The sequence below is a fragment of the Rhodococcoides fascians A44A genome (assembly GCF_000760735.1).
In the GTDB taxonomy this organism is placed as follows: Bacteria; Actinomycetota; Actinomycetes; order Mycobacteriales; family Mycobacteriaceae; genus Rhodococcoides; species Rhodococcoides fascians_E.
This window is the reverse complement of sequence record NZ_JMEX01000008.1, coordinates 2,429,563-2,451,577: the sequence shown is the minus strand read 5'-3', so window position 1 is coordinate 2,451,577 and position 22,015 is coordinate 2,429,563. Positions and strand designations below refer to the sequence as shown.

Sequence of the window (22,015 nt, the reverse complement as noted above, 5' to 3'; positions counted from 1 at the left end):
CGTCACCGTCCGGTGAACCCGATCTCGGCCAGATCGGCCACGAACTGCGTGCCCGACGGTGCCAGCTCGGCCACCCAGATCAGAACCGCACGTAACCCGGTGGGTGCGTCGACGACGATGTCGGTGGCGCCTGCGCCGAGGGTCCCGGCCCCGAGGAGTTGCGTCGACGCGAGGGTTCCGTCCGGTTCCGGTGGGGTTCGGATTTCCACGACGGCTCCGGGCTGCGGCGTCGCGACCCATACTGTCGTCAGGTCGACAGCGTCGGCGAACGCCACGACGACTCCTATCCCGTTGTCGGTGTCTCCGAAGGGTGCGCGATAGAGGTCGGTGGACCACGAGGTCGACGGGTCGGCGTCGACGGCGCGGGTGGCGTCGGCTGCGTTGTCGGGCGCTCGGACGGCCGACCATATTTCGGCACCGGACGGCAGGATCGGAGTGTCGACGGGTGCTGCGGCCACTGGTTGGACCTGCGCGGTAGGCAGCGTGGGCACGGCTACGGCGCCGCGCACGTCGCCGTAGTCTCCGCCTGCGATGCTCGTCGACACCAGCCATCCTCCGCCGCCGAGGACGGCCAGGAACGCCGCAGCCACGGCTGTGAGACCCAATACCTTTGCTGCGCTTGGCTTTTCCCGGCCTGTTTCGTCGCGGTGCGTCGACGGGGCCGCGTAGTCACCGACCACGGCGACGTAGGGCGCCGTGGTCGATGGGTCGACCACGCGGACTCGTCCGACACTGCTCGTTCGTGCCGATTCACAGAACCTGCGGACCGCATCAGGTGAGGGATCCCTCGCGTGGATCGAGTCGACATGGACCAGCGTCAGGGTGGTGTGCCTGCCGGTCGACAGGTCGTCGGCCGTCCAGCGCGTCAGCCACGGTGCGGAATCCTGCCTGTTCAGCAGCCGATAGCGTCGCGCTATTACTTCCCCGGGAACGGGTGACGGAACCATGAGCGCCTCCGTGTGCGGCGCTCCTGCCCGGGTCGTCCCCCAGGCTCCACTCTCGGGCCGACGCCGGAATGGACGAGCCGCTCTCGACGGTTATTGTGCTCCGTCACAAACAGCGCTGTCCGCGCTTTGACCACGCGAAATTATGTGGCGGGATCCCAGACCATATGAACGGTTGTCCCGTCGTGATCGGAGGTGACGGCCGTCGAGTCGGCCAAGGCGTGCATCAACGGCACTCCACGTCCACGGGTGGCGTCGGGGGCGTGTACCGCCCAGGCACCGTGATCGCGCACCGTCACTTCGATACGCCCGGAGTCGGGCGTCCACAGAGCGTACAAATCGAGCGTGCCCGAACTGCCTGAATACGCGTGCTCCACCGAGTTGGCCAACGCCTCGTACGTTGCCAGAACCACGTCGTACACGCGTTCCGGCGCGATCTGCAAGCCCGTCAGCCACTCACCGAGCGCAATGCGCAGCGCGGACGCGCGCTCCGCGACCGCCGACTCTCCGTCGAATTCAAGGCGCATGACGTCCCCTGGAACTTGTGCGGAAGGCGGCTTGGTAGCAGCGGCCACGGCGTCTTCTCCACCGAATGCAATTGCCATCATGATCCCGTCATACCCAGAAGTTCAGGAATTACCCGTCTGTAGCGCAGCCAGCGCTTCGTCGACGGTCGCGTAGATACCGAACACCTCGTGCAGACCGACCAGGGTCAGTGGACGACCGGTGGAGGGACCGTCGGCGACGACGGCGAAGCCCGCCGCACCACCCAACTTCTGGTGGGTGGATGCCAGGAGGGACATGCCTGCCGACGCAAGGAACGACACGTCGGAAAGATCGATCACCACCGACGAAGGGCCCTTCTCCAGGACCAACTCCACCGACTCGGACAATTGTGGGGAAGTCACCAGGTCGAGTTCCCCCGACACGGTCACGATCACGGCGCCGTCGCGCCACTCCACAGCCACATCGAAATGCTGGGGGCCTGGCCCTGCCTCGTCTAGCGTCACAGCCGCCAACATACCCGAGTCCGTCCTGTGATCTCCCTCCGCGGACAGTGCCGACCGACTCGGTGGCCGATAAGGTCTCGTTGTGTGATCCCCACCCGCCCCGCAGTGAGCGCGACGGTGGCATTCGGCGGAGCGGTCGGTGCGGTGGTTCGGTACGAGATCTGGCACTGGCGGGATTCGCCGAAGTGGCTGTTGATCAATACTTTCGGCATCAACGTGGTCGGGTGTCTGTTGCTCGGCGCGACGTTGGGCTACCTGTCGGGACGGAATGCGCCGCTGGCGCGTGCTGCGGCCACGGGCCTTGCCTGCGGATTCACGACGTTCAGTTTCTACGCGCTGCAGGGCATCACTCACGACGGGGCGTGGAAGTCGGTTCTGTACATAGTCGCGACGCCGGTCGCCGCGGTGCTGGCTCTTGCTGCTGGAGCTCTCGTGACAAGGCCTGCGCCGCGATGACTCTGTTGCTGCTCATCGCGGTGGGTGGGGCGTTGGGTGCCCTGGTGCACTATCACGTCACTGCTGCTGTGTCCGATCCGGAACGCGTCGTGATGCTCACGCTGATCACCTGCGGGGTTCTGGGGTTCTTCACGGCCGCTGCACCGCCCGATCTGCTGGTCGGCGTCGCGAGTTTCGGATTTCTTGCTGCACTCGCGCCGATGAGTTCCGTGGCGCTGGTCTTCGTCACGCAGGTCAGGGCGCGGCGGTACAGGCGCGCGGTCGTGGTGCTCGCCGCGACGGTGATCGGCGGTATCGCGTGCGCGATGTTGGGGTTCCTGCTGTACAGCTCGGGGCTGACGCTCTACCGCAAGTTCTGACAGTCGCCCTGCACGGCGGCCTTCGCGAAGCCTGCCAGCTGGTAGAGGTACGTGTACTCCCAGTAGACGAGGGAGAAGTTGTACGTCCGCGGGACGGCCTGCATGGTGACGTCGCCGTCGAAGCACTGTCCGAAGATGTGCTTGGCCCTGGGCAGGTGATAGCGCCAGCTGACCACGATGACGTGGTCCCACCCACGTTCCTCCGCCAGGCGCTGCGTGAAGATCGCCTCGCCCCGAGTCGTGCTGGGGATCGGCTCTTCGCACAGAACGGAGTACTTCTCGGTCGTCACGCCGCAGTACTTCTTCATGTAGGGGTCCGACGGCCCGTAGGGGTCGGAGAGTACGACGGTGTCCGCCACCCCTTGCTCCGCCAGCGACACTCCGTACGCCTCACGGCCGTCGTGCTCGCCACCGAGAACGATGATGGCGTCGGCTTTCGTGATCGGGTCTATTCGGGCTTTGGTGAACGTCAGATAGCCACCGACACCGACGACGGACACCACGAGTACCGGCAGCACCACGGCCAGCACCACGAAGAGATTCCGACGATTCACTCGTCAAGGGTATGCAGGGTGATCCCCAGCGCGCCCGGTCGGCGATGGACATCACGTTCTCGCCGGTGTGTGTGCGCGATCTGCACCAACCTGAACAACGGCGCAGGCTGACCCGGGCCGTTGGTTCGGTGAGCTGGGTTTACTGACTCGGCTCGGGGAGGTTGCAGTCGGTGACCTTTGGGTTGACGCCTGCGTAGTTGAGTGGGCCTGCGACCACGGTCAGTGCGATGGTTCCGACGCCTGCGCAGTTCTCGGGTGCACTGTCGAAGTACCCACGTTGGAAAACGGCGAAGGCGCCGATGACGAGCCAGACTACGACGATCAGAGTGACGAAGCGCATGATTTTCCCCTACCCGTAGCCGTGTCTCGGCTACCGCGAATCGGGCGAGTACCCGAATTCCGGCATGCTAACCGTCGACTACACGGTCACGGGCCGGAACCTGCCACCCTTTGTGCAGAGTCGACACGCCTTGTCACGTCAACGCAGGCGTGCCAGGTCCGCACAAAGGGTGCCAGGTCCATCACCCGAGGTATCACCGTCAGGCCCGTACCGCCTGCGCTCTCGGAGCCGGGGTGAGTGAGGCGTCGGCCAGGCCGAGGTGATCGCGCAGTGTCGTGCCGGTGTAGTCGGTGCGGAACAGTCCGCGTCGCTGCAGCTCGGGCACCACGTATTCGACGAAGTCGACGAAGGTGCCCGGCGCCTGGGCTGCGGACAGGATGTAACCGTCGGCCTCCCCGCCGTGGAAGCCTTCTTCTATCTGGTCGGCGATCTGAGTGGCGGTGCCGACGAACTGTGGCAGCAGAACGCCCTGGGCGTAGAGCTTGCCGATGTCGCGCAGGGTCAGTGCGTCCTTGTCGCTGAGCCGTCGGGCCAGGTCGAACAGGCCTTGACTGCCAGGAACGGCGACTTCGGTGATGGGTGAGTCCAGGTCGTACTGCGAGAAGTCGTGGTCGGTGTGGACCGACAGTGTGATCAGCCCGGAGATCGGGTCGGCCAGTTCGTTGTGGAATGCCTGCTTCTCGCGTGCGATGGCTTCGGTCTCGCCGACGAACGGGACGAACGAGGGGAAGATCTTGATGTCGTCGGGGTTGCGGCCGAAGTTCGACGCCCTCGACTTCACGTCGTCGTAGTAGGCCTTGCGACCTTCTTTCGTGGGGTCGATCTCGAAGATCGCGTCGGCCCAGCGGGCGGCGAAATCGCGACCGGTCGGCGACGAGCCTGCTTGGAAGATGACGGGTCGGCTCTGCGGCGAGTGCGGTGCGGTCAGCGGTCCGCGGGATTTGAAGTAGGTCCCGTCGTGGTCGATGGTGCGTACCTTGTCCGGGTCGGCGAACACTCCGGAGACCTTGTCCTGCACCAGAGCGTCGCGATCCCAGCTGCCCCACAGGTCGTAGGCGACCTCGAGGAATTCGTGGGCGCGGTCGTATCGCTCGTCGTGCGGCAGGTGGTTGTCGATCCCGAAGTTCTGGGCCTCGGCTTGGTTGAGGGAGGTGACCACGTTCCAGCCCGAGCGGCCACGGCTGAGGTGATCGAGCGTGCTGAAGATGCGTGCGACCTCGTACGGGTGGAAGTACGTGGTGGACTTCGTGATTGCCAGACCGATCTTCTCGGTGACGCCGGCGAGTGTTGCGGCGACGAGGGAGGGATCGATCGTCGCCGACGCCTGGGTTCCGCTGCTGAGCGGCACTTTGATGTCGTTGCCGTAGCGCACGGGTGTCGCCAGGAGGTCGGCGAAGAACAGGAAGTCGAACTTGCCGCGTTCGAGGATCTTCGCGACTCGCTCGTAGTAGTCGGGGCCGAGGTAATCGGTTTCCGACGCCGGGTGCCGCCAGGCAGCGTGCGAGTGGGTGACGTGGGATGCGATGAGAAATCCAGCGAGGTGAAGTTCACGAGACATGTGAAAGCCCTTCTCAGAAGTAACCGTTGAACGGCAACGGTTCGCCGTTGAGTACGTAGTTCCCGATCGCCGACGCTTTGTAGGCGGCTGGGTTGTGCAGTGTGATGGTGCGAATGTTTCGCCAGTGTCGGTCGAGGTTCTTGGCGCGTGATGCGGCGGATGCGCCACCGACTTCGAAGAGCACTGTTGCTGCGCGGGTGGCGATCTCGTCGATGTGGACTTTGGCTTCGGAGGCGCGAAGGGAGGCGTTCGCCGCGAGGGCCGCGTCGGGCACCCCGTTGTTCAGCGAGGCGTGGGCGGTGTCGATGGCGTCGGCCGCGGCGAGGGTGGTGGCTTCGGCGGCGAATGCCGTGCTGGCGAGGGTTCCCAATGCGTTCAGCAGGAGTGGGTCTCGGTGGAGTTCTTCGGTGGGTCCGTGTGCGAATCCGCGGGTACGGCTCTGGATCAGGTTCTTGGCGTCGCTGACGACGTTACGGAGAATTCCGCTGACCAGGCCGTGCAGGTAGAGCTGCAGGAAGGCGAATTGGTACGACGGGTCCGGTGCTGCGTCGAGTGGGATGCGCGAGACGATGTCGTCGTCGGTGACGTGCACCTTCTGGAATCGTGTCGTTCCGGTTCCGGTGCGGCGCTGGCCGATACCGTCCCAGTCGTCGACGATCGTGACGCCGTCGCGGTCGGTGGGGACGATGACGGAGGCCACGGCGACACCGTCGACGTCGGCCCAGATGCTGACGTAATCGGAGAACAGTGTGCCGGTGGAGTAGAACTTCTCGCCGTCGAGGAGGTATCCATCCGTGCGTGGGGTGAGGTGGGTTCCGTACTTGAAGTTTCCGACGGCCTGCGCGCCTCGTTCGCTGCTGGCGTTGCCGAAGATCTTGCCCTGCAGGATCAGTTGGATCCATCGGTCACTGTCGTACCCGGCGTAGTCGACGGCGGTTGCTTCACGCAGTCGCTCTTCGACGAACCAGTAGTGCGTGCGGAGGATGTGCGCGACGATGGGGTCCGCTTCGGCGAGATCGATGATGACGCCGAATGTTTCGCGGACGGTCAGTCCTGCTCCGCCGATCTCCTTGGGCAGCCGCAGGGCACCGAATCCGGCGCGTCGGAGGGCGTCGATCTGCTGGTGTGGATTCTCGTCGGCGAGGTCGCGGGCGCTCGCGCCTTCGGCGATGGAGGCGAGCAGTTCTCGGTATCGGGGCGAGCCCGGCTCGACGACCCCGACGGACTCGACTGTGGATGTCATGCAAAAAGCCCTTTCGATCGTGTGCAGTCCGACCGATCAAACTTTCAATATCGAGGGCTCGGTGTCACCAGTTGCGATCACGGTGAGCCTGAGAGTTGACTGTGACCGGGCGTCACTGTCAACGTGTCGAGCTCCTTCCCCTTGGTTTCCGGCGCGGCGTAGGCCATCCACAGCACCGCGAACACGACGAACGCGGTGACGATGGCGAAGGTCAGTGGCAGTCCGAGGATCGGCCACATCACCGACCCGAACAGCAGGGGCGCGAAGCCGGTCGCGATACGGCTGACCGAGGAGGCGTACCCGAATCCCGACGCACGGAGCTCCGTCGGGTAGAGCTCGGAGACGTAGCAGTACAGGACCGGGATGGCGATCTGGATCACGAACCCGAACACTGCGAGCCACACCAGCACGCCGGATCCGACGTCGAGCATCACCGCGAACAGCACCAGCGCGGCGCCTGCCAGTGGCCCGGAGATTCCGATGACCCATTTCCTGCCGACGACCTCGACGAGGTATGCGGACACGGCGACGCCGACGATGCCGACGGCGGTCATCAGCGTCGTTCCGGCGAAGGCCGCGAAATCGTCGTAGCCCTCTCGGCGCAGGATCGACGGCATCCAGCTGAGGGCGGCGTAGTAGAGCAGCATGATCGACACGAACAGCAGCCACGACGCCGAGGTGATCCGTGGGCTGTAGCGCCAGACTGCGGCGAGGCCTCGTTTCGGCGAGGCCTGGGCGACGATCGAATAATCTTGCGACGCAGCGCCTGTGCGGGTGACCATGCCGTCGATGATCGCTCGCGCTTCTGCCTCACGGCCCACCTTGGCGAGGTAGATCGGAGATTCGGGGATCCCGCGCCTGACCCAGAACAGAAGCAGTGCAGGAAGAATCATGAACAGCAGCATGATTCGCCAGCGCACGTCTCCGTCGATCGGCACCAGCAGGGTGGCGACGACGCCGCAGATGGTGGCTCCGATGGGCCACCAACCGTCCATGGCGGACAGTACTTTTCCGCGAATCCGCCGCGGCGAGAATTCACTGACGAGTGCGTAGTCGACGGGGATGCAGCCGCCGAGGCCGAAGCCCGCGAGGAACCGCAGCAGTACGAAGGTCTCGAAGTTGGGCGACAGCGCCCCGAGCACCGAGAACAACGCGAAGATCAGCAGGGTGAGCGCGAAGGCCTTCTTGCGTCCGAGACGGTCCGCAATGGTGCCCCACACGACGGCGCCGACGGCCATTCCGATGAGGTTGCCGGTGGCGACCAGGCCTCGCTCGGCCTGCGACAGGTCCCAGTAGGACCCGAGGAGTGGCGTCAGGAAGCCGTTGAGGGCCACGTCCCAAGCGTCGAACATGAAGCCTAGACCACCGATGACGAAGATGCGGCCTTGCACGCCCCACTTCCACGGAAGTTCCTGGACGATCTGTTCACCGGTTTTCACCGATGCATCCTCTCACTGCTCGGCCGTATAGTGTCATCTCCATGCGAGCTGGGGTGGCGCTGCTGGCGGCGGCGAGCCTGTTTCTTGCCTCGTGCAGCAGTAACGAAGTGCAGTCCGAGACCGAGTCGACCACGGAAGCGACTGCCGTGGATCAGCGGTTGGTGTCGGGTTCCTTCACCGTCGGCAGCCCTGTTCTGGAAACTCCCCCGCCGTTCCACGGGGTGCCGTCGGACTCGACTCCCACCGCTCCCGGTGACGAGTACGGAGATTTCGGGATCGCGGACGTGCAGGTCGACGATGCCCGGGCGGTGTTCACGTTCACCGGCGAGGGCGTGATCAATTACGTGGGCCGGTACGTCGACTCTGCCACCACCTACGCGGGAGGCGACCTCGATGTGCCGGGGACGTCGATTCTGCAGGTCGACCTGATCTCGTCGCCGTCGGCGGATCCGCGGTACGACGTCGAGGTAGCGGCCGACGGCGGCATTCGGTCGCTGCTGACGTCGAGCGCGACGCCCGGGGTCACCCAGGCCTTCGTCGGGACGGGGTCCGAGCGTCCGGATTTCACCGTCACCACCGAATCCGATCCACCGGCACTGATCGTCACTCTCCTCGGTTAGTTCCCCTCGTCAACGGTTTGAGCACTCGGCTGGGCACCCAGTGCGTCACCGTCTCGCATCGATCCTTGGACATGAGTTGGTAGGTGACGCGGCCGATCCAGTCACCGTCGACGGTCATCGACCACTCGGTCAGGTCCCCCGGCACGACTCGTCGGACGTCGAAGCCGTCGGCGGTGAAGGTTCCACTGTGGTGCGGAGGTTGCGGGTACAGGACGGACAGGTCGATCAGGACCTTGACTGCAGGCGTCAGAACCTTGAACGGCCGACGATGCGGATCAACTCCGCCGCTGGAACCGTTCACTCGCATCGTTCGATCATATGTTCGAAGCAAGATCGACTCAATCCAGCGTTGACGTACACTGTACGGCGAGGAAAGGGCGCGCCATGATCTTCACTCTCCCGCCGCTGGAGCAGCAGGCAGCCACGCTGATCGAACTCGGTGTCCACACCTTCGCAGGTTTGACCGAGAACGATGTTGCCAACGCCGTCGCGGACAACACCGACGACGCCCTCCTGGTCCTGAGCCGTGCGCAGCCGTCGCAACTCGCTCCCCTGCTGCGGCGCAGCGGCCGGGCCGGGTTCGTGGTGACCGACATGGTCGACGTCGACCGTTTCGAACCGATCGAGTCGCTGTCCATGCCGCCGGGACCGGCCTATGTCGTCGACAGCCCCGAGCGTGGGGACGAGATGAAGAACTGGAGCCCGGACGAGGCGCTGCCGTCGATCACGGCGGCCGGCCTTAGCCCTCTTACCCTTCTCGAGGGTATTCACTGGCTACTGCAGGTACCCGAGGTACTGGAACGGGGGCACTGCTTCATGACGATCGGCTCGCGGCTGCGTAAGCCCGACGGCGCTCTGGACACCCGTACGCCCGCGGTGTGGATAAGCAACGGCACCGGCCGCGACGGGGTGGACAACCGCAACGCCCCCAAGGTCGGGTGGTGCTGGGCGGGCAACAGGCACACGTGGCTGGGTTTCGCCTCGACTGCAGGCAGGCGTCCGCTGTGACCGTACGTCGGGCGTTGCTCGCGGTAGCCGTACTGGTAATTCTGCCGGTCACTGCATGCGGTGAGGATTCGAATCTTCCTCCGACGGGCGGCTCGTTCGACTATCAACTCGGCGGTGCGTGCGACGGTGATTTCGACATCGTGGCACGAGATTCCACCGCTGAGCCTGCCGAGGGCGCATACTCGATCTGCTATGTCAACGGTTTCCAGACCCAACCCGGCGCCGAGTGGCCGGAGGGCCTACTGCTGCACGACGGCGGCGAGCTCGCCGTGGACCCGGAATGGCCGGGCGAGTACGTTCTGGACACGGGGACGAACGACAACAGGCGCGGCATCCTCGACGTCGTCGGCGGGTCCATCGATCGTTGCGCTGCTTCGGGTTTCGATGCTGTGGAGATCGACAACCTCGACGTGTGGACTCGGTTCCCCGGGTCGGTGAGCGAGGAGTCCACTCTCGACCTCGCCGCGATGTATGCCGAACGAGCGCACGACGCAGGTATGGCCATTGCACAGAAGAATGTTCCCGACGGTGCGGAGAGCATCAGGAACACAGTCGGTTTCGACTTCGCGGTGGCGGAGCAGTGCATCGAGTTCGACGAATGCGCGTTTTACACCGATGTGTACGGCGATGCGGTGTTGGACATCGAGTACGCCGAGGAGTTCTGTTCGGCGTCGGATCGTCCGGCGATGACGATTCTGCGAGATCGAGGGCTGACGACGCCGCCCGATCCGTCCTACGTGTACCGGCGTTGCTGATTGTTACTCGTCACAGCGGCAGAGGAGTCCGAAATTCGACAACCCAGCCCGGAACTGTGACTGTGGAGGACGCAGAATCCGCCGAGAAGTTTGGAGAAGTACCCGCATGAAGGCCTCGTGTCGCTCGATCGCAGTCCTCGCAGCCGCCCTGAGCTTGGGCATCGCCGGTTGCAGCTCCGACGAGGGAACCGACAACGGCGCCGAGGCGTCGGGCGGCGACCTCTGCACGCACCTCGAGGACATCTCGACGTTCGAGATGAACTCACAGACTTCGGCGCAGATCGATCCGGCCGACTGGCCGGGTATGCAGGCGGTACTCCAGGAGTACGGCGACGGACTGTCGGAGCACTACGATCCGGCCATCGCCGCTGCCGATCCGGACATCGCGGCCGATCTGACGACGGTCCGGGACGCGAGCGCCCAGGTGACGAATCTGGTCACCGAGGCATCGACGTTCGAGGAGTACCAGCAGAAGACCGAAGCGACCATCGACGTGGACAGCTTCACCGCGGCCCGCGATGCGAGCGCTCGTATCGATACCTACGCGCAGTCCAACTGCGAGTTCGCGAAACAGATGCAAGAGCAGCAGCAACAACAACCGCAGCAGCCTCAGCTCGAGGAAGTCCCCGCTCAGCCCGGCGGCTGACCCCTACAGCGGAGTCATGCCGAGGACCGTGCCTGCGGAGACGTAGATCCAGTCCTCACCGCGCGGAATGGCTGTGCCCCACCACGAGGTATCGACGTCGGTGTCCACGATTGCGTCGAACGGCGCGCGCCACAGTGTTTCACCGGTGCGCATGTCGAGCGCGAGGAGCGCCTCGCCGTCCTCTCCGACGGCGATGCTGTCGGAGAAGCCTGATGGGTTGAGTGAGCTCGGCTCGTCGCGGCGCCAGAGTTCCTCTCCCGTGCGGAGGTCGATCGCAGACGTCGATGAAGTCGCCGCATCGCGCAGCAGTCCGATGTCACCGATCACGGCGACCAACGCGCTGACAGCTTGACCGCCGACATCCTGGATCAGCGGAGGGTATGTCCACAGCTTCTCGCCGGTTTCGCGGTCGAATCCCGAATCACCCAGTACGACAGGTACGGTCGCATCGGTCGGGCTGTCGACGTATGGATTGTGCGCCGCGCCGGAATCCACCCGCGCCAAGTCCTGGCCTTCGGGCGCGCGCAAGACTTCGGTGACACTGTCGTAGGTGGTGCACTCCACTTGGTTCTGTACCACCACACCGCCGGTGACCAACCTCGACGACGTGATACACAGATCGGGTTCGACACCGGTCAGTTCTTCGCCGGTGCGTGCGTCGAATGTCGCACTCTGCCAGGCTGTCCCGACCAGTCCGATGCCGTCGCGGACGGTCAGGGCTGCGCCGGAGAAGATCTCCTCCCAACCGCCGCCTGCCTCGAATTGTCGAACCCAGGTGGCCGACAGATCGTCGACCGTGCCTGCGTGCACGCGCACGTCGTAGTCTTCGGCGTCGCCCTCCACGACGTAGAGGGTGTCGTCGGCAACGGCAACGGCGAAAACGGATTCGTCGACCGGACGACGTTCGACATCACCGGATTCGGCGTCGAACGTGACGATTTCGTACTTCTCCGCAGCTGCGTAGCACACGATCTTTCCGTCGAGTGGAGTGTCGCTGCACTGCGATACGGCCGCGGCGGGGGTCTGCCAGCGAAGCTCACCGGTGTTCGCGTCGATCCCGATCATGACCGGGTCTTCCAATGAGTAACCGTCTCTGTTCACCCCGGCTGCGGACACAAGAGTGTCGCCTACTTCGATCGCCGACGGTGCGTTGTTCGGGAATACCACTCCGGCACGGGGATCCACCAACTCGGCCCACGGGCGATCGAGTGCGGTGGCGACGTCGAACGACCAGGCCAGCCCGGGCGTTCCGTCGTCGGTTCCGGTGATCTTCTTCGCCGTCGGTGGCGTGTGCTGAAACAGGACCACTCCGGCTGCCGTCACCGTGACAGCAGCGAAGACCGCAGCGGCCGCCAGCGTCCAGGCACTCCGGTCGGCCATCAGGAGACCTCCAGACCAGGCGTCAGGGCGATCGATTCCAGCAGTTCGATCGAAAGCGATTGAGAACCAGCAGAACTGGCCGAGATCTGCACGCGGGTTCCGCCCGGCCGCGTCACGGTGACAGTGTTGGAGGAGCGCTGCTGGTAGTCACCGTCGCCTTCGCCCGTGACACCGTAGTAACCGGCCGACGTCTGCACGACGGTCCCGTCGGCGAGGGAACGGAACGTGTCCTGTGTGCCCGGGTACGGGTCCGGCCGGATCTCGTCCTCGACGGGTACGGCCTGGCCCCCGGCGATGCTCAGCTGCAGTGTCTCGTCGGCGCCGACGACGTTCGACGCCATGCACAGCGTGTCCAAACCCATGTCCGACGGTTGGAGCGTGTCGAGCTTTCGATCGAGAGCTACCGCTCCCAGGTCGACCGATGCGAGTGCGGAGTTCAGTCGTTGCTGGTCTTCACGTGTGAGATCGGGTCCCCCGTTCTCGGTGTAACCGCTGCACCCTTCGCTCGGCGGGGGTGTGCCGGGCGGAACCGGCGTGCTCACTCGTAGTGCGGGTTCTGTTGCGATCAGTTCCAATTCGGGGAGCGTCAACGGGATTTCTCCGCTGTTCGCCGGCTCCGGTGTATTGGTTCTGTCGTCGGCGCTCACGTGAATCCAGGTTCCGTCGGTTGTGTACGCCTGCACGCTGCGACTGATGGTGCGGACGCCGTTGATCTCGGCCCAGGTGTCGAGCAAATCGACGACTGTGCCGTCGGGCAAGGTCTTGCGTTCGTCGAGCGAACCTGCGACGCAGCCCGGCACCGTGTGTGGCCCTTGTTGCACACTGACCTGGACCGAGCCCGACGCGTCGCCGCGGTTTACTGCGCCCCAGGCGTCGGTCGATCCGCTGTAGGGGGGTTCGTCGCCGTCGCCGAAGTCGAAGATCGGGCCGAACAGCAGCGATTGTTGCGGCGCGGCGAAGGCGAGTTCGACGTCGTCGGGAAGCGCCGAGGCGACTGCATCGGACATGGCGGTTGCTTTGGGTCCGTTGAACCATGGGAACCTGGGGTTGTCGTAGGACCGCTCCCCGACGAAGCTCATGCTGAATCTCTCCTCGTCCGCTTCGACGACGGTGTCGCATCCGGGGATGGGCGCGGAGGTATCGACCGGCTCACTCACCCGCACGTATTCTTCGGGTGCGGTCGGCTCGGGTTCGACAGTGGGAGATGTTGCTGCCGTTGTCAGTTCGGGCTCGGCAGGAGCCTGCAGGGCTCCGGCCACGATAATTCCGACCGCGACGATACTGACGACGACGAGACCGTCGGTCCACCGCGCTTTGGCCGATCTTTCGCTCATGATGCTCGCCGCCTACTCGATGTCAGTACGACGGCATTGTCGTTCGTACCGACAGGTTCGTTACGAGAGGCGGGTGATCTGGACAATACCGACAGACCGCGACACCTACAACCGATGTGCTTGCCGAGGCGGTAGCGTCCGACCGATGCGAATTCTTGTTGCTGCCAGCGGCGGTGAAGGCCATCTCGGTCCGCTGCTCCCCTTCGTCGACGCTGCGGCCGAGGCCGGTGACGACGTCACCCTCGTCGTGCCACCGGGGCAGGTGGCCACTGCGCGGTCGACGGGTGCCGATGTACGCGTCGTCGATGCACCGCCTGCCGACGAGGTGGCCCGGGTGCGGCGGGCGTTGGCGTCGAGCGACCGGGAGGTGCGGGTACGTGCTGCCGAGGTCGAGTTGTTCGGCCGCATCAACACTGCGGCGGCACTGGAGAAGACCGTCGCTGCGGTGGCTGATGTCGAGCCTGAGTTGATTCTGCGGGAACCCTGCGATTACGCGAGTGCCATCGCCGCGGTGCGGAGCGCAGTACCTGTGGCCACGGTGGGCATTTCGCCTGGACTTGCCGATATTTCCGGCTTGCGCATGGCGAGCCGAGTCATCGAGGACTACGCACCGGGTGTCACGACGACACTGGAGGCCGCGCCGTATCTGACGCGTTTCCCGGGCGACGATCCGACGGGGTATCCGGATACGCGCCGTTACGGATTCACGATCGATCTCGATGCGCGTACCGAACAGAACCCGCCGTTGGTGTGGCTGACGATGGGCACGGTCAACACGCAGCTCGAGAACATTCGCGGCACGTGGGATGCTGCGGTGACCGCGCTGGCCGACCTCGATGTGCGCGTCCTGGCCAGTACCGGCCGCGGTGGATCGACTGTGCGCTGCACCGATCGCATGGAGGTCGTCGACTGGATCGAGCTGCAGGACATTCTGTCTCGTGCAAGTGTCGTCGTATGTCACGGGGGTTCGGGCACGACGCTGGCAACGCTGGCCGCGGGTGTTCCGTTGGTGACCGTTCCGATGATCGCGGATCAGCCGACCAACGCAGCGATGGTCGAGAGCCTGGGCGCGGGAATCACCGTCGCGCCCAGCTCGCCCGCCGCCGGTCTGACCGTCGAGGATGCTCCGCGGTTGCGTCGCGCGATCCACGATGTCCTGACCGATCCCTCCTACCGTTCCTCGGCACGCCGAGCAGCGACCCGCTTTTCCGAAGTCCCGTCGGTGAGCGAACGCTTGGCCCAACTCCGGCTCACGTGACGAGGCCCTCGCTCCGCAGCCATTCGTAGGCGACGTCGGCGGGATCTTCGCCTTCGATGTCGACCTTGCCGTTGAGTTCCTGCATCAGGTCGTCGGTGAGGCGCTCGGAGATCACCCCGACGAGGTCGGCGATTTCCGGGTGCGCTTCGAGGACGGGTGCGCGGACGACGGCGGTGCCGCTGTAGGGCAGGAAGAACTTTCGGTCGTCCTCGAGCACGGTCAGGTCGAGGTTCTTGATGCGACCGTCGGTGGTGTAGACCATGCCGAAGTTGCAGGGCGAGCTCTGCGCGGTGGAGGTGTACACGACGCCCGCGTCCATACGGGTGACGTTCTTGCCCTCTACGCCGTTCGGTCCGTCGAGGGGAATGTCGTAGGTGTCGAGCATCGGACCGAATCCATCTGCGCGGGAGAAGAATTCGTCGTCGACGCAGAAGGTGCGGTCGTTCGGGGGCAGCGCGGCGACGTCGGACAGGGTTTTCACACCGAGCCGCTCCGCGGTGGCCGAGGAGGCCGCGAAGGCGTAGGTGTCGTTGAAGTTCGCCGGCGGCAACCATTCCAGGTTGTTGGAGCTGAGTTCGAGGTCGTGTACTCGCTGCCACAGCTCGTCGGGATCGGCGATCGTCTCGGTTTCACCGTGGTAGTTGACCCAGCCGGTGCCCGTGTACTCCCAGAGGATGTCCGCGTCTCCGTTCAGCTGGGCCTGGCGTGACGACGCCGATCCTGGTGCCCCGGTGAGGTCGCTGACGTTGGCGCCGGCTGCCGCGAGGTACGTCGCGGTGATCTTGCCGAGTAGTACGCCCTCGGTGAAGCTCTTCGAGGTGACGACGAGAGATGCGCCGTCCAAGGGTTTTTCGCCGTCGGTCAGGCTGGTGGACTGGAAGGTGCCGGACGAGCTGACGAGTCCGCAGCCGGCGGCGACGCTCGCGATGAGCGCGAGGGCTCCGACCCGTAGAGAATGCCGAATCATGCCACTCCTCGTGGGGTTGCGAACAGTTCGACGAGGCGTCCCAGCCAGTCGATCGTCAGCGCCAGCAGCGCGACGAGGATGGCGCCGGAGATGAGCAGCTTCGGGAGGAACAGCGTCACGCCGGTCGTGATGAGGGTGCCGAGGCTGGTGGCGCCGATGAACGTGCTCAGCGTCGCGGTGCCGACCAGGATGACCAGCGCGGTCCGCACTCCGTTGAGAATGACGGGAACGGCCAACGGCAGCTCCACCTGGACGAGTGTGCGGATACCGGAGTACCCGATGCCTCGGGCGGCTTCGATGGTTCGCTTGTCCACCTGGTCGATGCCGACGATGGTGTTCTGGAGGATCGGCAGGATGGCGTACACGACCAGGCCGACGACGGCCGTCCGGAAGCCGGTGCCGAGCCACATCGTCAGCAACACGATCAGTCCGACGGCGGGTGCGGCCTGGCCGATGTTGGCGAAGTTGATCGCAAACGGTTTGAACGGCTTGACCTTCTCGCGGGTCAGCAGGATGCCGAGCGGGATCGCGATGACGACGACGAACACGGTTGCCGTCAAGGTCAATTGGATGTGGTCGAGGATCGTGGTCTTCAGGGTCGACCAGCCGAGCGATGCTTCTTCGGTCGGAGTGAGCGTCGTCGATCGGTACCAGAGGAAGTAGCCGACGCCCAGAACGATGATGAGCAGCGGCTCGAACCACACGTCTATCGGTGTGCGGCGCAGTCGATTCATGTGGCCGACCCCTCCGCGTGCTGGGTGTAGGAGACGTGCCCGTCGCCCTCGCGGGCTTCGTCGAGTTGTCCACGGACGACCGACATGACGGTCTTGATGGTCAGCGACCCTGTGACGACGCCGCGGCCGTCGGTGACGACGACTCCGCCCTGGCTGGCGGCGAGCATGACGTCGAGTGCGTCGTTGAGCGTCGACGACGGTGCGACGACGGGTAGGCGCGGGTCGATGTAGTCGGAGACCGTGTCCTTGGTGGCGACTTCGTCGAGCGATGGCCAGGACCGTGGTTTGCCGTGCTCGTCGACGACGACGATCCAGGTCACGCCTGCGGCGCGTGCGCGGCCGATGACTTCCTGCGAGGAGTCGCCGACGCGTGCGGTGACGACGGGCTCGTGTTCGACGTCCTTGACCCTCGAGAGCGTCAGGTGGGCAAGCGTCGCGCCGGAGCCGATGAACTCTTCGACGAAGGCGTTGGCGGGCTTGGCGAGAATTTCCTCGGGGGTGGCGTACTGCTCGATCTTTCCGCCTTCGGAGAGGATGAGCACCTTGTCACCGAGTTTGGTGGCTTCCTCGAAGTCGTGGGTGACGATCACGATGGTCTTGGCGACTTCGTGCTGGATCGCGATGAGGCTGTCCTGCAGGCGGACTCGGGTGATGGGGTCGACGGCACTGAAGGGCTCGTCCATCAGCAGAACCGGTGGGTCCGCCGCGAGTGCACGTGCGACGCCGACGCGCTGTTGCTGTCCGCCGGACATGTCCTTGGGGAGTCGGTCTCGGAAGGTGTCCGCGTCGAGGCCGACGAGGTCGAGGAGGTATTCGGTGCGCTCGGCGATGCGTTTCTTGTCCCAGCCCAGCACTCGGGGGATGGCGCCGATGTTCTTCTGCACCGACCAGTGGGGGAAGAGTCCGCCTGCCTGGATGACGTATCCGATGGACTGACGCAGCTTGTCGGGATCCTCGCCGGTGACGTCGCGGTCGCCGATGAAGAGCCTGCCCTCGGTGGGCTCGATCAGCCGGTTGATCATCTTGAGGGTCGTCGTCTTGCCGCAGCCGGACGGCCCGACGAAGGCGACGATGTGTCCGGCTTCGATCTCGAGGTCGATCTTCTGGACGGCGGGCTTGGTCTGGCCACGATACTGCTTGACGACGCCGTCGAGCCGAATCGAAGCACCCGAGACGGTGCGGTCGGTGTCGGTCATGACAATCCCTTCGAGATGGTGAGGCGCCCGAGAAGGACGAGCAGGGCGTCGAACACCAATGCGATGACGACGATGAGAACGGTTCCGGTGACTGCCATTTCGACGGAGTTGGTTCCGCCGAGCCTGGACAGTCCGTTGAAGATGAGCGATCCGAGGCCGGGTCCGAGGACGTAGGCGACGATCGCGGCGACGCCGACGACCATCTGGGTGGACACGCGGATGCCGGTGAGAATCACGGGCCACGCGATCGGTAGCGATACGGAGACGAGAATTCGCCAGCGGGACAGTCCGATTCCACGGGCGGATTCGATGGTCGCGTCGGGTACCGATCGCAGTCCGACGATGGCGTTTCCGATCACGGGCATCGCGGCGAAGAACGCGAGCATGATGAACGACGGCACCACGCCGAGCCCGAACGGGACGATGAGCAGTGCCAGCAACGCGAGCGACGGGATGGTCAGTGCCACTCGACTGCTCGTCAATGTCAGAGCCGAGAACAACGGGAGTCGGTGTACCGCGACCGCGACGACAATCGCGACGAGACTGCCGACGAGAACAGTTTGAAATGCCAGTGACGCATGCTGATACGTCAGAAAGGAGAGGAACTGCCCCCGCCCCTGAAGATAGTTCCACAAATCCACGCGTATCTCCCTTTTGCAGCCGCGTATTTCACCGAACACAGTGCTGCCGGTTTCAGTTCGGGGACGTTACCGGCATTTCCCCGCCTTCGCGGGGTTTTACCCCTCCGGCGGGTGTAAGGTCGGTGCGCCGCGAAAACGGGATCGTGGCCCGTTCACCTGCAGGGATTCCGACCTCGGGGACGCTTCGCGGAACGCCGGTCGCACTTAAAATCAGCTCGAGCAGAATTGCCCGCTCCCGTGGCCACCGGACCGTCGAGCGGTCGGGTTCATCGAAGAAAACGAGCGGCTCGACGAGATCGAGTGCGGCTCGCGGGCGTGCCGAAGGTTTGCGGACACGCGCGGTCGACAGGGGCCCCACGCTGGGGCGATGCCTCGGGTACCGTTATCGGACCGGGAAGTTCGGTAATGAATTGTCAACTACTCCCGATGAACCAGACACATTCCGAGCCAGGAGGGACATGCCGAACCGCAGCCGAGCACCCAGGCACGCTGCTGCCCTGGTGAGCGCGGCTGTCTCGGTGGGGGCTGCGGCCCTGCTGCTCGCCGGGTGTACCGCCGACGCCGAGGCTCCGATGCCGGTGAGTTCCGCGGCACCCACCACGACCACGGCCGCGGACAGCACGTCCACCAGTTCGGTATCGCCGCCTGCACCTGCCGCCGAGGCGACGACGCCCCTGCTCGTGCCACCGAGTGTCATTGCCTCGGCGTCCGAGCCGCCGCCGTACGAGCCACCGTCGTACGAGCCACCGTCGTACGACCCGGCGACGCAACCGCAGGACGTCACCTACGATCCGCCGCCGGTCGCCTCGTTCGATCCGCCCGAGCCTGTGATGCCGCCTCCGAACCCGATCGACTCGCGAGGATTCCCGCTGGGCACGACGTGTGGGCCGGTGTCCTGCACCTCTCCCGACGGTCTGATCTTCGTCAATCCCGAAGCGGTCCCCAATTTGAGCGACCGGGGCTTCGACCTGTGTGATCACACGTACTGTCCGCCTCCGGGACTGCAGATCGTTCCGGATCAGCTGCCGTCGACGGGCAGCTCGGGCGGGACTCCGACGTCACCTCGCTGAGCGCGTACGGCACAATTCGGGCGTGCTGAAGACGCGGCGGTATCGCCTTCTCCTCGCCGGCGGAGTTCTGCTGGTGATCGTCGCGGGGTTGCTCCTCGGCCCACTCAGGAAGCCTGCGCTGTACGTATGGAATGCCGAGTGCTTCGGCTGGAGTACCTCCGACCGTGGGGTTCGCATCGCCGCTCTCGGGGATTCCATCGCGGAGGGAAACTCGGCCGTCGGGTGGGGAATCCACGGTGACACCTCGTGGTATTCCCATCTGGTGTGCGGGGCGGACGCACGCGGCGCCGATGGTATCAATGCAGGTCGACGAGGGCAGACGACGGCTCAGATCCGGGCCCGTATCGACGAAGTCCTGGACGCGAAACCCCAGGTGCTGGTCGTGGGCGGTGGCACGAACGATCAGGCCCGCGGGGTGCCGCTCGAGCAGACCATGGACAATCTTCGTTTCATCCTGGACAAGGCGCGCGATATCGAGACGGTTGTACTGACGACGGTGCCGCGGTCGAGATCGGCGACGGACGATCGTCTCGACAGGGCGATCAGAACCCTTGCGGCTCAGCGTGGGATCCCTCTCGTCGATTTCGCGTCGACGTTGACACGACCGGGCGCGACGTTCGACGGAATCCATCCGACGGCCGATTCGGCCAGGTTCATGGCGGATCAGGTGGCCGATGCCGCCGGTCTTCGCGTAAGAATCGCGTCGAGCGAATAGCTCACCCGAATCGTCTCGATAGTCCACTATTGACGCCATGAACTCGGACCACGGCATGTCGACTCTCCCTGATGTGGAGAGCGCGCAGTCGATCACGGCCGTCCTGTTGTCCGCCGGCGGGGAGTCCGACGGGTGGGCCGGGGAGGTGCTCGAGGCACTGTGCCGCACCCATGCGCGTGCGCATCTGCATTTCATCCTTCCTCCACCGTCGAACATCTCCATTCAGTTGTGCAATTCGATGTCGGCGGCGTTCGGCGCGTTCACCGGTCCGTTGCCGGATTACTCGTCTGCGGAGACCGTGATCGAGAACCTTGCCGAGCAGTTGGCACCGACGGGGCGCGGATGGTCGTGGGCCCCGAGTCCGTCGGTGATCGGTAAGTCGGCGACTGCTCGCTCGAAGCCTCGTACGGTGCTCGGAGCTCGTCGTCGGCCGCTGTACGCACTGTGGTTCCGGGCGTTGAATTATCGGCCCATCTGACCGTTCACGGCTTTCGTTCACACTGATCCAATACGTGGTCGATCCGGCTGTGGTGCGCCACCATAGCGGTCATGACGACGGTAATCACACGTAGCGCTCCACCCGCTCTCGATTCCGACGAGTTGCGTTCCATCATCGAGGAAATCGCAGCCGACGCGAAACGTCGACGCGACGGCGAGGACGGACCGCCGTTCGTGGCCATCGCCCTGATCCGTGAGCACCGATTGGGTGCGGTGCGCCTTCCGGTGGAGGAGGGTGGAGCCGGATACACGCTCCGAGAACTGTTCACACTGTTGATTCGTCTGGCGGAGGCCGACCCCGATGTTCCGCACATCATCCGGATTCATCTCGGTTTCGTCGAGGAACGTCGACGCACACCCGATCGTGTGTCCGGGGAGTTCTGGCTCGACAAGGTGCGTGACGGACTGCTCATCGGCGGCGCGAACAGTGAACTGACCTCTCGCGCAGTCGGTGTCTACACCTACGACACCACGCTGACGCCGGACGGAGACGGTTATCGCCTGGACGGCACCAAGTTCTACAGCACCGGAAGCCTCTTCTCCGACTACCTGCGTGTGTCCGCGAACGATTCGGAAGGAAAACAGGTTTCGGCTGTGGTCCCTGCCCACCGCGCGGGCATCGAGCACGTGAACGACTGGGACGGAATCGGTCAGCGCCACACCGGTAGCGGCACGACGCGGTTCGTCAACGTGAGAGTCGAGAAGTCGGAGTTGTTGCCGTTCCAGTGGTCCGAGCACTCGGTGCGTCCGCGGCAGGCGTTCCCTCAGCTGCTGCTGCATGCCGTCGGTGCGGGAATTCTGCGCTCCGTCGTGTCCGACGCGTCGGAACTGGTGCGTGGACGCGCTCGCTCCTACACCTTCGCGGCAGCGGAGGAGCCGCGCCACGACCCGCAACTGTTGCAGATCATCGGATCACTGTCGGCCGCAGCGTATGCCGCGGAGGCGATCGTGTTGACGGCGTCGGATGCACAGGACATCGCGTCGGCGGCGTTCCTGGCGTCCGGAGAACCGGACGAGAAGCTCGAGCACGACGCAGCCCTCGCCGCAGCGAAAGCCAAGATTTCCGTCGAGGGTCTGGCATTGAACGCCGCAACCGAGCTGTTCGGCGTCGGCGGCGCGTCCGCGACCCGGCAGAGCGCGCACTTGGATCGGCACTGGCGCAATCTCCGTACCTTGTTCTCGCACAACCCAACCGTGTACAAGGCACGGACCGTCGGGGACTTCGTGGTCAACGACGCCGCACTACCGTCGGTCGGTTTCTTCTGATCGCTCGACAGGCTGGAGATGCAT

The 22,015-nt window shown here is 64.8% G+C and carries 26 protein-coding genes; 11 read left to right on the top strand and 15 right to left on the bottom strand.

Features of this window, described 5'->3' with window-relative positions; genetic code table 11:
* Positions 1-2: 2 nt before the first annotated feature.
* From BH95_RS27905 to BH95_RS23790, 3 genes are all read right to left on the bottom strand, one after another.
* Positions 3-947: a hypothetical protein gene (locus tag BH95_RS27905; protein WP_052060145.1), complete on the bottom strand. Its 945-nt coding sequence runs from the start codon at positions 945-947 to the stop codon at positions 3-5.
* A 140-nt stretch (positions 948-1,087) separates the two neighbouring features.
* Positions 1,088-1,471, bottom strand: coding sequence for an ATP-binding protein (locus BH95_RS23795; RefSeq protein ID WP_020110728.1), 384 nt, complete (start codon positions 1,469-1,471; stop codon positions 1,088-1,090).
* A gap of 102 nt (positions 1,472-1,573) precedes the next feature.
* Positions 1,574-1,954, bottom strand: a complete 381-nt coding sequence (locus BH95_RS23790; protein ID WP_230593845.1) for an STAS domain-containing protein — start codon at positions 1,952-1,954, stop codon at positions 1,574-1,576.
* Positions 1,955-2,038: 84 nt separating this feature from the next.
* Between BH95_RS23790 and BH95_RS23785 the strand changes: the two genes are divergently transcribed.
* Positions 2,039-2,410 carry a fluoride efflux transporter FluC gene (locus BH95_RS23785; RefSeq protein ID WP_244165114.1) on the top strand — a complete coding sequence of 124 codons (372 nt, stop codon included), beginning with the start codon at positions 2,039-2,041 and terminating at the stop codon, positions 2,408-2,410.
* Positions 2,407-2,769, top strand: coding sequence for a CrcB family protein (locus tag BH95_RS23780; protein ID WP_037184584.1), 363 nt, complete (start codon positions 2,407-2,409; stop codon positions 2,767-2,769). Before BH95_RS23785 ends, BH95_RS23780 begins: the two co-directional genes overlap by 4 nt.
* Here BH95_RS23780 and BH95_RS23775 read toward each other — a convergent pair.
* From BH95_RS23775 to BH95_RS23755, 5 genes are all read right to left on the bottom strand, one after another.
* Positions 2,754-3,323, bottom strand: a complete 570-nt coding sequence (locus tag BH95_RS23775; protein WP_037184581.1) for a YdcF family protein — start codon at positions 3,321-3,323, stop codon at positions 2,754-2,756. The genes BH95_RS23780 and BH95_RS23775 overlap by 16 nt on opposite strands.
* Before the next feature lie 139 nt (positions 3,324-3,462).
* Positions 3,463-3,663 (bottom strand): hypothetical protein, encoded by a 201-nt coding sequence (locus tag BH95_RS23770; RefSeq protein ID WP_019663878.1) that lies wholly within the window; start codon positions 3,661-3,663, stop codon positions 3,463-3,465.
* Between the two features lie 199 nt (positions 3,664-3,862).
* The gene (locus BH95_RS23765) at positions 3,863-5,221 is read right to left on the bottom strand and encodes an LLM class flavin-dependent oxidoreductase (RefSeq protein WP_033189117.1); all 1,359 of its coding nucleotides are present in this window, start codon (positions 5,219-5,221) and stop codon (positions 3,863-3,865) included.
* Positions 5,222-5,234: 13 nt separating this feature from the next.
* A complete protein-coding gene (locus BH95_RS23760) occupies positions 5,235-6,464 on the bottom strand; it encodes an acyl-CoA dehydrogenase family protein (RefSeq protein ID WP_037184578.1) in 1,230 nt (409 codons plus the stop codon).
* Between the two features lie 77 nt (positions 6,465-6,541).
* Positions 6,542-7,903, bottom strand: a complete 1,362-nt coding sequence (locus BH95_RS23755; RefSeq protein WP_037184575.1) for an MFS transporter — start codon at positions 7,901-7,903, stop codon at positions 6,542-6,544.
* 41 nt (positions 7,904-7,944) lie between these two features.
* Here BH95_RS23755 and BH95_RS23750 point away from each other — a divergent pair, with 41 nt between their 5' ends.
* Complete coding sequence (locus BH95_RS23750; RefSeq protein WP_244165113.1) at positions 7,945-8,523, top strand: AMIN-like domain-containing (lipo)protein; 579 nt, start codon at positions 7,945-7,947, stop codon at positions 8,521-8,523.
* Here BH95_RS23750 and BH95_RS23745 read toward each other — a convergent pair.
* Positions 8,507-8,830 (bottom strand): hypothetical protein, encoded by a 324-nt coding sequence (locus tag BH95_RS23745; RefSeq protein ID WP_019663884.1) that lies wholly within the window; start codon positions 8,828-8,830, stop codon positions 8,507-8,509. The two genes, BH95_RS23750 and BH95_RS23745, sit on opposite strands and share 17 nt — an antisense overlap.
* A 77-nt stretch (positions 8,831-8,907) precedes the next feature.
* Here BH95_RS23745 and BH95_RS23740 point away from each other — a divergent pair, with 77 nt between their 5' ends.
* The 3 genes from BH95_RS23740 (at position 8,908) to BH95_RS23730 (ending at position 10,932) form a co-directional block, all read left to right on the top strand.
* Positions 8,908-9,531 (top strand): DUF5701 family protein, encoded by a 624-nt coding sequence (locus BH95_RS23740; RefSeq protein WP_037184569.1) that lies wholly within the window; start codon positions 8,908-8,910, stop codon positions 9,529-9,531.
* Entirely contained in the window at positions 9,528-10,286 is a 759-nt protein-coding gene (locus BH95_RS23735; RefSeq protein ID WP_037184567.1) for an endo alpha-1,4 polygalactosaminidase, read from the top strand. The genes BH95_RS23740 and BH95_RS23735 overlap by 4 nt, the downstream gene beginning before the upstream one ends.
* Positions 10,287-10,392: 106 nt before the next feature.
* Positions 10,393-10,932 (top strand): hypothetical protein, encoded by a 540-nt coding sequence (locus tag BH95_RS23730; protein WP_019663887.1) that lies wholly within the window; start codon positions 10,393-10,395, stop codon positions 10,930-10,932.
* A gap of 3 nt (positions 10,933-10,935) precedes the next feature.
* Here the strand turns inward: BH95_RS23730 and BH95_RS23725 are convergent, their stop codons facing one another.
* Both BH95_RS23725 and BH95_RS23720 read right to left on the bottom strand, forming a co-directional pair.
* Positions 10,936-12,312, bottom strand: a complete 1,377-nt coding sequence (locus BH95_RS23725; protein WP_037184564.1) for an outer membrane protein assembly factor BamB family protein — start codon at positions 12,310-12,312, stop codon at positions 10,936-10,938.
* Positions 12,312-13,646 (bottom strand): hypothetical protein, encoded by a 1,335-nt coding sequence (locus BH95_RS23720; protein WP_037184561.1) that lies wholly within the window; start codon positions 13,644-13,646, stop codon positions 12,312-12,314. Before BH95_RS23720 ends, BH95_RS23725 begins: the two co-directional genes overlap by 1 nt.
* A gap of 145 nt (positions 13,647-13,791) precedes the next feature.
* On the opposite strand from BH95_RS23720, the gene BH95_RS23715 reads away from it, so the two are divergent.
* Complete coding sequence (locus BH95_RS23715; protein WP_037184560.1) at positions 13,792-14,904, top strand: glycosyltransferase; 1,113 nt, start codon at positions 13,792-13,794, stop codon at positions 14,902-14,904.
* On the opposite strand, the gene BH95_RS23710 is transcribed toward BH95_RS23715, so the two are convergent.
* Genes BH95_RS23710 through BH95_RS23695 form a run of 4 tightly spaced genes read right to left on the bottom strand, consistent with a single transcriptional unit; the run spans position 14,897 to position 18,442 of the window.
* Positions 14,897-15,871: a glycine betaine ABC transporter substrate-binding protein gene (locus BH95_RS23710; RefSeq protein WP_037139450.1), complete on the bottom strand. Its 975-nt coding sequence runs from the start codon at positions 15,869-15,871 to the stop codon at positions 14,897-14,899. The two genes, BH95_RS23715 and BH95_RS23710, sit on opposite strands and share 8 nt — an antisense overlap.
* Positions 15,868-16,605, bottom strand: a complete 738-nt coding sequence (locus tag BH95_RS23705; protein ID WP_026347574.1) for an ABC transporter permease — start codon at positions 16,603-16,605, stop codon at positions 15,868-15,870. Before BH95_RS23705 ends, BH95_RS23710 begins: the two co-directional genes overlap by 4 nt.
* Positions 16,602-17,801: an ATP-binding cassette domain-containing protein gene (locus BH95_RS23700; protein WP_019663895.1), complete on the bottom strand. Its 1,200-nt coding sequence runs from the start codon at positions 17,799-17,801 to the stop codon at positions 16,602-16,604. Before BH95_RS23700 ends, BH95_RS23705 begins: the two co-directional genes overlap by 4 nt.
* On the bottom strand, positions 17,798-18,442 hold the full coding sequence (locus BH95_RS23695; RefSeq protein WP_019663896.1) for an ABC transporter permease: 645 nt from the start codon (positions 18,440-18,442) through the stop codon (positions 17,798-17,800). The genes BH95_RS23700 and BH95_RS23695 overlap by 4 nt, the downstream gene beginning before the upstream one ends.
* A 458-nt stretch (positions 18,443-18,900) precedes the next feature.
* Here BH95_RS23695 and BH95_RS28840 point away from each other — a divergent pair, with 458 nt between their 5' ends.
* From BH95_RS28840 to BH95_RS23675, 4 genes are all read left to right on the top strand, one after another.
* A complete protein-coding gene (locus tag BH95_RS28840; RefSeq protein ID WP_157773151.1) occupies positions 18,901-19,512 on the top strand; it encodes a hypothetical protein in 612 nt (203 codons plus the stop codon).
* 22 nt (positions 19,513-19,534) lie between these two features.
* The gene (locus tag BH95_RS23685) at positions 19,535-20,227 is read left to right on the top strand and encodes an SGNH/GDSL hydrolase family protein (protein WP_037184554.1); all 693 of its coding nucleotides are present in this window, start codon (positions 19,535-19,537) and stop codon (positions 20,225-20,227) included.
* A gap of 37 nt (positions 20,228-20,264) precedes the next feature.
* Entirely contained in the window at positions 20,265-20,705 is a 441-nt protein-coding gene (locus tag BH95_RS23680) for a hypothetical protein (RefSeq protein ID WP_019663900.1), read from the top strand.
* Positions 20,706-20,776: 71 nt separating this feature from the next.
* Positions 20,777-21,991, top strand: a complete 1,215-nt coding sequence (locus tag BH95_RS23675; RefSeq protein WP_037184552.1) for an acyl-CoA dehydrogenase — start codon at positions 20,777-20,779, stop codon at positions 21,989-21,991.
* The last annotated feature ends 24 nt before the right edge of the window (positions 21,992-22,015 follow it).

Coding starts and splice junctions, on each gene's coding strand:
- BH95_RS27905 (WP_052060145.1), bottom strand. CDS start 947: ATGGTTCCGTCACCCGTTCCCGGGGAAGTAATAGCGCGACGCTATCGG.
- BH95_RS23795 (WP_020110728.1), bottom strand. CDS start 1,471: ATGCGCCTTGAATTCGACGGAGAGTCGGCGGTCGCGGAGCGCGCGTCC.
- BH95_RS23780 (WP_037184584.1), top strand. CDS start 2,407: ATGACTCTGTTGCTGCTCATCGCGGTGGGTGGGGCGTTGGGTGCCCTG.
- BH95_RS23770 (WP_019663878.1), bottom strand. CDS start 3,663: ATGCGCTTCGTCACTCTGATCGTCGTAGTCTGGCTCGTCATCGGCGCC.
- BH95_RS23765 (WP_033189117.1), bottom strand. CDS start 5,221: ATGTCTCGTGAACTTCACCTCGCTGGATTTCTCATCGCATCCCACGTC.
- BH95_RS23760 (WP_037184578.1), bottom strand. CDS start 6,464: ATGACATCCACAGTCGAGTCCGTCGGGGTCGTCGAGCCGGGCTCGCCC.
- BH95_RS23750 (WP_244165113.1), top strand. CDS start 7,945: ATGCGAGCTGGGGTGGCGCTGCTGGCGGCGGCGAGCCTGTTTCTTGCC.
- BH95_RS23745 (WP_019663884.1), bottom strand. CDS start 8,830: ATGCGAGTGAACGGTTCCAGCGGCGGAGTTGATCCGCATCGTCGGCCG.
- BH95_RS23740 (WP_037184569.1), top strand. CDS start 8,908: ATGATCTTCACTCTCCCGCCGCTGGAGCAGCAGGCAGCCACGCTGATC.
- BH95_RS23730 (WP_019663887.1), top strand. CDS start 10,393: ATGAAGGCCTCGTGTCGCTCGATCGCAGTCCTCGCAGCCGCCCTGAGC.
- BH95_RS23725 (WP_037184564.1), bottom strand. CDS start 12,312: ATGGCCGACCGGAGTGCCTGGACGCTGGCGGCCGCTGCGGTCTTCGCT.
- BH95_RS23720 (WP_037184561.1), bottom strand. CDS start 13,646: ATGAGCGAAAGATCGGCCAAAGCGCGGTGGACCGACGGTCTCGTCGTC.
- BH95_RS23715 (WP_037184560.1), top strand. CDS start 13,792: ATGCGAATTCTTGTTGCTGCCAGCGGCGGTGAAGGCCATCTCGGTCCG.
- BH95_RS23710 (WP_037139450.1), bottom strand. CDS start 15,871: ATGATTCGGCATTCTCTACGGGTCGGAGCCCTCGCGCTCATCGCGAGC.
- BH95_RS23705 (WP_026347574.1), bottom strand. CDS start 16,605: ATGAATCGACTGCGCCGCACACCGATAGACGTGTGGTTCGAGCCGCTG.
- BH95_RS23700 (WP_019663895.1), bottom strand. CDS start 17,801: ATGACCGACACCGACCGCACCGTCTCGGGTGCTTCGATTCGGCTCGAC.
- BH95_RS28840 (WP_157773151.1), top strand. CDS start 18,901: ATGCCGAACCGCAGCCGAGCACCCAGGCACGCTGCTGCCCTGGTGAGC.
- BH95_RS23680 (WP_019663900.1), top strand. CDS start 20,265: ATGAACTCGGACCACGGCATGTCGACTCTCCCTGATGTGGAGAGCGCG.
- BH95_RS23675 (WP_037184552.1), top strand. CDS start 20,777: ATGACGACGGTAATCACACGTAGCGCTCCACCCGCTCTCGATTCCGAC.